Consider the following 6981-nt stretch of genomic DNA (forward strand, 5'->3'; position numbering starts at 1 on the left):
TTCCTACGAGGGATGGAAACAATATTAAAGACATTCCAAAAGACATACTAGTAAAAAGTTGTGAGCCTTCCTACGAGGGATGGAAACCGCGGCGAACGCGATGCTTGGAAGGCTGGGTATGAATCGTTGTGAGCCTTCCTACGAGGGATGGAAACTCGTGTTGAAATTTCGGACAATGGCGTAGCTTGCGCCCGTTGTGAGCCTTCCTACGAGGGATGGAAACCCGTCTCGCGGGCGGCTACATTGTCCTCGTCCTCGGTTGTGAGCCTTCCTACGAGGGATGGAAACTTTTTTCAGCGAGTCTATCCATTGAGCACGAATAAGTTGTGAGCCTTCCTACGAGGGATGGAAACCCGTGTCTGCGAAGTCGATGACGAGGCAGTCCTTCTGTTGTGAGCCTTCCTACGAGGGATGGAAACCTTCTCCATTTCTCTACGGTGGCCCTACACCATCCGAGTTGTGAGCCTTCCTACGAGGGATGGAAACATGACGAACTGCGTGTCGCCGACCGCGATGTCGGCGTGTTGTGAGCCTTCCTACGAGGGATGGAAACTGCCACACCTCGCTCGATCATCAACGTACAGTCATTGTTGTGAGCCTTCCTACGAGGGATGGAAACATTTCAGTGCCATGCGAAACACCCTCCCGGTGTGAGGTTGTGAGCCTTCCTACGAGGGATGGAAACCCATTCCAGACAACCCCTCACTGCCCACGCGAGGAGTTGTGAGCCTTCCTACGAGGGATGGAAACTCCTGCATGGGTGAGAATTTTGGCGCTTATGGATTCGTTGTGAGCCTTCCTACGAGGGATGGAAACTTCCTGGGCAATATGAAGTTCCTGCCCCGCCCTTGCGTTGTGAGCCTTCCTACGAGGGATGGAAACTTCCCTGACTGGCTCAACGAAGGAACACTGCATCTTGTTGTGAGCCTTCCTACGAGGGATGGAAACGAATTTGCCCGCGGCAAGAGGCTCTGAATGCCTTCCGGTTGTGAGCCTTCCTACGAGGGATGGAAACATCAACTCATATGCTGGAACAGCGTCGTGCGAAGGGTTGTGAGCCTTCCTACGAGGGATGGAAACTCAGAATAACCAGATGTGGCTGATTGAACGGAATGGTTGTGAGCCTTCCTACGAGGGATGGAAACATGAATGCGCTATGGTCGGAGTATCCGTGGTCGTGGTTGTGAGCCTTCCTACGAGGGATGGAAACATTGCGATCCAGTTCAGAGCCAAAGAGAGTTTAAAAAGTTGTGAGCCTTCCTACGAGGGATGGAAACATGAGTTTGGCCTCTTGTCGCAAATGCGGATGTGTCGTTGTGAGCCTTCCTACGAGGGATGGAAACGTCATCCTGATATTCTCGCCGTCGCACTGTACAACCGTTGTGAGCCTTCCTACGAGGGATGGAAACCAGGGATTTCGAGCGGTGGTGCGAGAACCACCGCTCTGTTGTGAGCCTTCCTACGAGGGATGGAAACCCCGGTATTCTTTTCGCCTCCCCGACGGCGAGATTGTTGTGAGCCTTCCTACGAGGGATGGAAACCTCGTTCCGAGCCGTATTATCTGTGGTTCGGAGACGTTGTGAGCCTTCCTACGAGGGATGGAAACATTGTTTCCTTACACACGTTTGAGAGCGGAGGCCACGTGTTGTGAGCCTTCCTACGAGGGATGGAAACCCCTGAATCCGGTCGTTGTCGGCCGGATTCCAGTGCGTTGTGAGCCTTCCTACGAGGGATGGAAACCTATGTCCTGCGTCTTGACGGAACAAAGTGTCTCGGTTGTGAGCCTTCCTACGAGGGATGGAAACTTGAACCAATCCATATCCCACTGGTTGACCGGGCCAGTTGTGAGCCTTCCTACGAGGGATGGAAACCCGTGAAATTTTGAGGGAGATGCGGCCTTGGTGTTCGTTGTGAGCCTTCCTACGAGGGATGGAAACATTTTCTGGACTCCCGCCGAAATATTCTTGCGGGAGGTTGTGAGCCTTCCTACGAGGGATGGAAACCGTCCTCATGTTATTCACGAATGACGCAATCCCTAGTTGTGAGCCTTCCTACGAGGGATGGAAACTTCTAACATCCTCCCCGTCCCGACCATGAACGCGAGTTGTGAGCCTTCCTACGAGGGATGGAAACATTGGGACGAGGTCCGGAAGGTCAGGGATTCTATCATGGTTGTGAGCCTTCCTACGAGGGATGGAAACCAAAGAGGGTCCAGGACGGGACAGTCACAAAGGGGGAAGTTGTGAGCCTTCCTACGAGGGATGGAAACCCATCTTCCCTGAAGGGACGGAGGTCCTCCAGATTAGTTGTGAGCCTTCCTACGAGGGATGGAAACAACACTGGAACTCTTGAAGCCATCCAAGCGACCATGGTTGTGAGCCTTCCTACGAGGGATGGAAACATGAGTTTGGACTACTGTCGCAAATGCGGATGTGCCGTTGTGAGCCTTCCTACGAGGGATGGAAACGGATTCTGGCTAAGAAGATCAACACATCAAAGCGCCCGTTGTGAGCCTTCCTACGAGGGATGGAAACGTGATGTATATGATATGCCCTTTGCTTTCTCAGCGAGTTGTGAGCCTTCCTACGAGGGATGGAAACATTTTCGAAAGGAGGAGTTACCGTGAAGAAGTTTTCGTTGTGAGCCTTCCTACGAGGGATGGAAACAGGAGTACAGCCAGCGGATGGCACAGAAGGGCTATGGTTGTGAGCCTTCCTACGAGGGATGGAAACCGCTCAAGATACAGGAGGGACTGACGGGAAACCCGGTTGTGAGCCTTCCTACGAGGGATGGAAACGTATATGGATAAATGCGCAAAATGGGGTATGATGTGCGTTGTGAGCCTTCCTACGAGGGATGGAAACACTCCTGCAGATGAAAAATTCCGCTCCCACCAGTCGTTGTGAGCCTTCCTACGAGGGATGGAAACGCAGATACCGAATCTTTGCTCTGGAAACGTAAAACGTTGTGAGCCTTCCTACGAGGGATGGAAACAGTTCTCGCTCTCTGTCCAGCGTCTTTGTTTTCAGCGTTGTGAGCCTTCCTACGAGGGATGGAAACAGGAGACGTTGCTCGACGCAGACAATCTCGGGTTCAGTTGTGAGCCTTCCTACGAGGGATGGAAACGAGGCGGAGGCGGCGGCCAAAACCGGAGGGAACGCGTTGTGAGCCTTCCTACGAGGGATGGAAACCTGTTTTGATCTGGGTGGATGGGGAGCCCAGAAGCGTTGTGAGCCTTCCTACGAGGGATGGAAACAAAACTGTTTTGCGTTCGCCACATCCTCACCTCCGGTTGTGAGCCTTCCTACGAGGGATGGAAACGCGAACAGCGCGCTTCCCTCGCTGGAAAGCGCTGCAGTTGTGAGCCTTCCTACGAGGGATGGAAACCATCATCGATTATGCTCTAAAGAGTGTGCAAAAAGTGCTTGCGGAGGGGGATTCAAAAAAAGAAGGTCATGGTGTATGTAGGTTGTCTGCAGCGCACAAGCAACCCGAGCCCTTAGGAGGCGATACACCATGACCGGAAAGAAGCATAGCAGTCGTTTCGCTGGAATGAAAGCCCTTTTCGGGAACGAAACGGATGCCCTGAAGACCCTGATGAAGGAAGTGCTGCAAGAAATCCTTGACGGGGAAATGACGGAACTCCTTGGAGCCGAACGACATGAGCGCAACACAGAACGTACGGGTTATCGGTCAGGCTACTATACCCGAAGTCTGGTCACGCGAATCGGCAAGCTGGAACTGCGGATTCCCAGAGACCGCAACGGAGAATTCTCCACGGCACTGTTCGAGCGTTATCAGCGCAGTGAGAAGGCATTGGTGGCGGCTCTGGCGGAAATGTATGTGCAGGGCGTGTCCACGCGCAAAGTGACGGCGATCACCGAGGAATTGTGCGGACATCGTTTTTCCGCGAGCAGCATCAGCGCCATCAACAAAGGTCTCGATGAAGCCCTGTCTCGTTTTGCGAACCGTCCCCTTGACGAAGAGTACCCGTATTTGATTCTGGATGCTCGCTACGAGAAAGTTCGCGAGAACGGAGTTATCCGTTCCCAGGCGGTACAGATCGCCATCGGAATCAACCGGGAGGGGCAGCGGCAGATCTTGGCGGTGGAATTGGCTCCCCGTGAAACGGCAAGCAGTTGGAAAGAGTTTCTTCTCGGGCTCAAGCTACGGGGTTTGCGCGGTGTCGAATTCGTGGTATCCGACGACCACGCAGGACTTCGTTCGGCCATCGGAGAGACCCTGCTCGAGGCATCTTGGCAGCGTTGCTACGTCCATTTTCTGCGGAATGCTCTGGATCATCTGCCCCGTAAGGCCGATGACGATTGTCTCCAGGAACTCCGCTGGATCTACGACCGCCGGGACATTATGGAGGCCCACCGGGATCTGACGTCCTGGATCACCAAATGGCAGAGGAAATATCCGAAGCTTGTTGACTGGGTCGAGGAAAACATAGAGGAGACGCTGACCTTCTACCGGCTTCCCAGAGCACATCACAAGCATCTGAAGTCAACCAACATGCTGGAACGGCTCAACGAAGAGATCAAGAGAAGGACCCGGGTCGTCCGTATCTTCCCAAACACCGATGCATGTCAGCGCCTGATACGGGCACTGTGCGTCGAAACCCACGAGGCGTGGCTGGAGTCCAGTCGCTACCTCAACATGGACCTGTTGATTGAACACAAAAAGGCACTTTTGGAAAAGTGTGGCTAATCGCCGCAGACGGCCGCCAAACACCATGAAAACCTTTTTGCACAACTTGACGCACACAACTCCATCATCGATCAGCAGCGCCCAGCACCGGACATCCTGTTGTGAGCCTTCCTACGAGGGATGGAAACAGCTGCTGCGCACTTGCGCAGAACTGACGCAGGAGGTTGTGAGCCTTCCTACGAGGGATGGAAACCCACGACAACCGCCGACGGGCTCATGAGTGCCGACGGTTGTGAGCCTTCCTACGAGGGATGGAAACCCCTCTGGGGCAACGCATACGCCCTGATCGACCTCGTTGTGAGCCTTCCTACGAGGGATGGAAACTTCGGACGTCATGGTGTCCATGGGTCATCCCGTCCTCGTTGTGAGCCTTCCTACGAGGGATGGAAACATATGACACCAAAGCGCTCAACAGCCTTGTCGTCGCGTTGTGAGCCTTCCTACGAGGGATGGAAACGCCAGTTCGTCCCGCCGGCGCTGCAGGTCGTCCTCGTTGTGAGCCTTCCTACGAGGGATGGAAACGAAGAAAGCCTGAATCCGCTGACGGGCAACGGCTGGTTGTGAGCCTTCCTACGAGGGATGGAAACATCCTTGTAAATGCTGAGGTTGAGCAGATCATCACTCGTTGTGAGCCTTCCTACGAGGGATGGAAACTTTGGAGAAGGTGGTCCTCTCAGAGGTAACGAGAGGTTGTGAGCCTTCCTACGAGGGATGGAAACAGGATATTGTCGCAGCAGAGTTCTCGAAGAGAACCGGTTGTGAGCCTTCCTACGAGGGATGGAAACGCCCGACGCGCCAGTGTCGATCGTGATATCCGGTATCGTTGTGAGCCTTCCTACGAGGGATGGAAACCAATCGTTCCGTCGTCCAGCTCGACGGTCGAATACTCGTTGTGAGCCTTCCTACGAGGGATGGAAACTGGGGGCGCATGAATACGGAGAGCGGTGCCCCCTGGTTGTGAGCCTTCCTACGAGGGATGGAAACCAGACAAGAATGGCTGGACCGTAGCACATGACCTGGCGTTGTGAGCCTTCCTACGAGGGATGGAAACAGCATTTCGTACCACAGTCCGCTTCGTGATCCATCGTTGTGAGCCTTCCTACGAGGGATGGAAACATGACTCCGGAAGTGCTTGCTTTCATGGATCATTCCGTTGTGAGCCTTCCTACGAGGGATGGAAACTGTGAACTGGTTGTATTCGGGCTGTTCGCCGACGAGTTGTGAGCCTTCCTACGAGGGATGGAAACATGCTCATCCGATCCACGGCCCGCATCCGCGTAGGGTTGTGAGCCTTCCTACGAGGGATGGAAACCGTATTCTGTTTCACTCGTCCAGAGCTTCCTGTACGTTGTGAGCCTTCCTACGAGGGATGGAAACTGGGGGCGCATGAATACGGAGAGCGGTGCCCCCTGGTTGTGAGCCTTCCTACGAGGGATGGAAACCAGACAAGAATGGCTGGACCGTAGCACATGACCTGGCGTTGTGAGCCTTCCTACGAGGGATGGAAACAGCATTTCGTACCACAGTCCGCTTCGTGATCCATCGTTGTGAGCCTTCCTACGAGGGATGGAAACATGACTCCGGAAGTGCTTGCTTTCATGGATCATTCCGTTGTGAGCCTTCCTACGAGGGATGGAAACCAGGGTCAATGGGAACCCTTTCTTTGGAGTTACCTTGTTGTGAGCCTTCCTACGAGGGATGGAAACCGTCAGAGAGCCAATAAAGCGTGACCGTCCGAGCTTGTTGTGAGCCTTCCTACGAGGGATGGAAACAAGTCATCGATGCTCCCGAGAGATGCGTCGAATGCCGTTGTGAGCCTTCCTACGAGGGATGGAAACGAGATTGCACCTCCCGCGTTCTGGATCGCCAAGACAGTTGTGAGCCTTCCTACGAGGGATGGAAACAATGTAAATCCAGTCTCTCCATTACCTCCTGCACCGGTTGTGAGCCTTCCTACGAGGGATGGAAACTGTAATACCCACCTGCTCCTCCGCCAACCGCAACAAAGTTGTGAGCCTTCCTACGAGGGATGGAAACCCGTCGCTGCTCTCCGGGCGATCCTGAGAAACGTCGTTGTGAGCCTTCCTACGAGGGATGGAAACCAACACGAGGGAATCCCGATTCCGGAAACAGGATCCCGTTGTGAGCCTTCCTACGAGGGATGGAAACATTTGGACCCCCTGCCAACAAGGCACGCGCAGCCGGGTTGTGAGCCTTCCTACGAGGGATGGAAACCCCCTTCTCGCGGTTCTGGAGCGCGTGCCCTCC

Annotated in this window: 1 protein-coding gene and 2 CRISPR repeat arrays; the gene reads left to right on the plus strand. The window is 54.2% G+C overall.

What is annotated here, in order from left to right:
- Positions 1-57 precede the first annotated feature (57 nt).
- A CRISPR array of direct repeats spans positions 58-3387; the repeat unit is 30 nt; unit sequence GTTGTGAGCCTTCCTACGAGGGATGGAAAC.
- Between the two features lie 165 nt (positions 3388-3552).
- On the plus strand, positions 3553-4713 hold the full coding sequence (locus K349_RS0110520; protein WP_420834450.1) for an IS256 family transposase: 1161 nt from the start codon (positions 3553-3555) through the stop codon (positions 4711-4713).
- A gap of 98 nt (positions 4714-4811) precedes the next feature.
- Positions 4812-6948: a CRISPR direct-repeat array (repeat unit 30 nt; unit sequence GTTGTGAGCCTTCCTACGAGGGATGGAAAC).
- Positions 6949-6981 lie beyond the last annotated feature (33 nt).

Origin of the sequence: Aminiphilus circumscriptus DSM 16581 (assembly GCF_000526375.1) — a bacterium.
GTDB lineage: Bacteria > Synergistota > Synergistia > Synergistales > Aminiphilaceae > Aminiphilus > Aminiphilus circumscriptus.

Coding starts and splice junctions, on each gene's coding strand:
- K349_RS0110520 (WP_420834450.1), top strand. CDS start 3,553: ATGAAAGCCCTTTTCGGGAACGAAACGGATGCCCTGAAGACCCTGATG.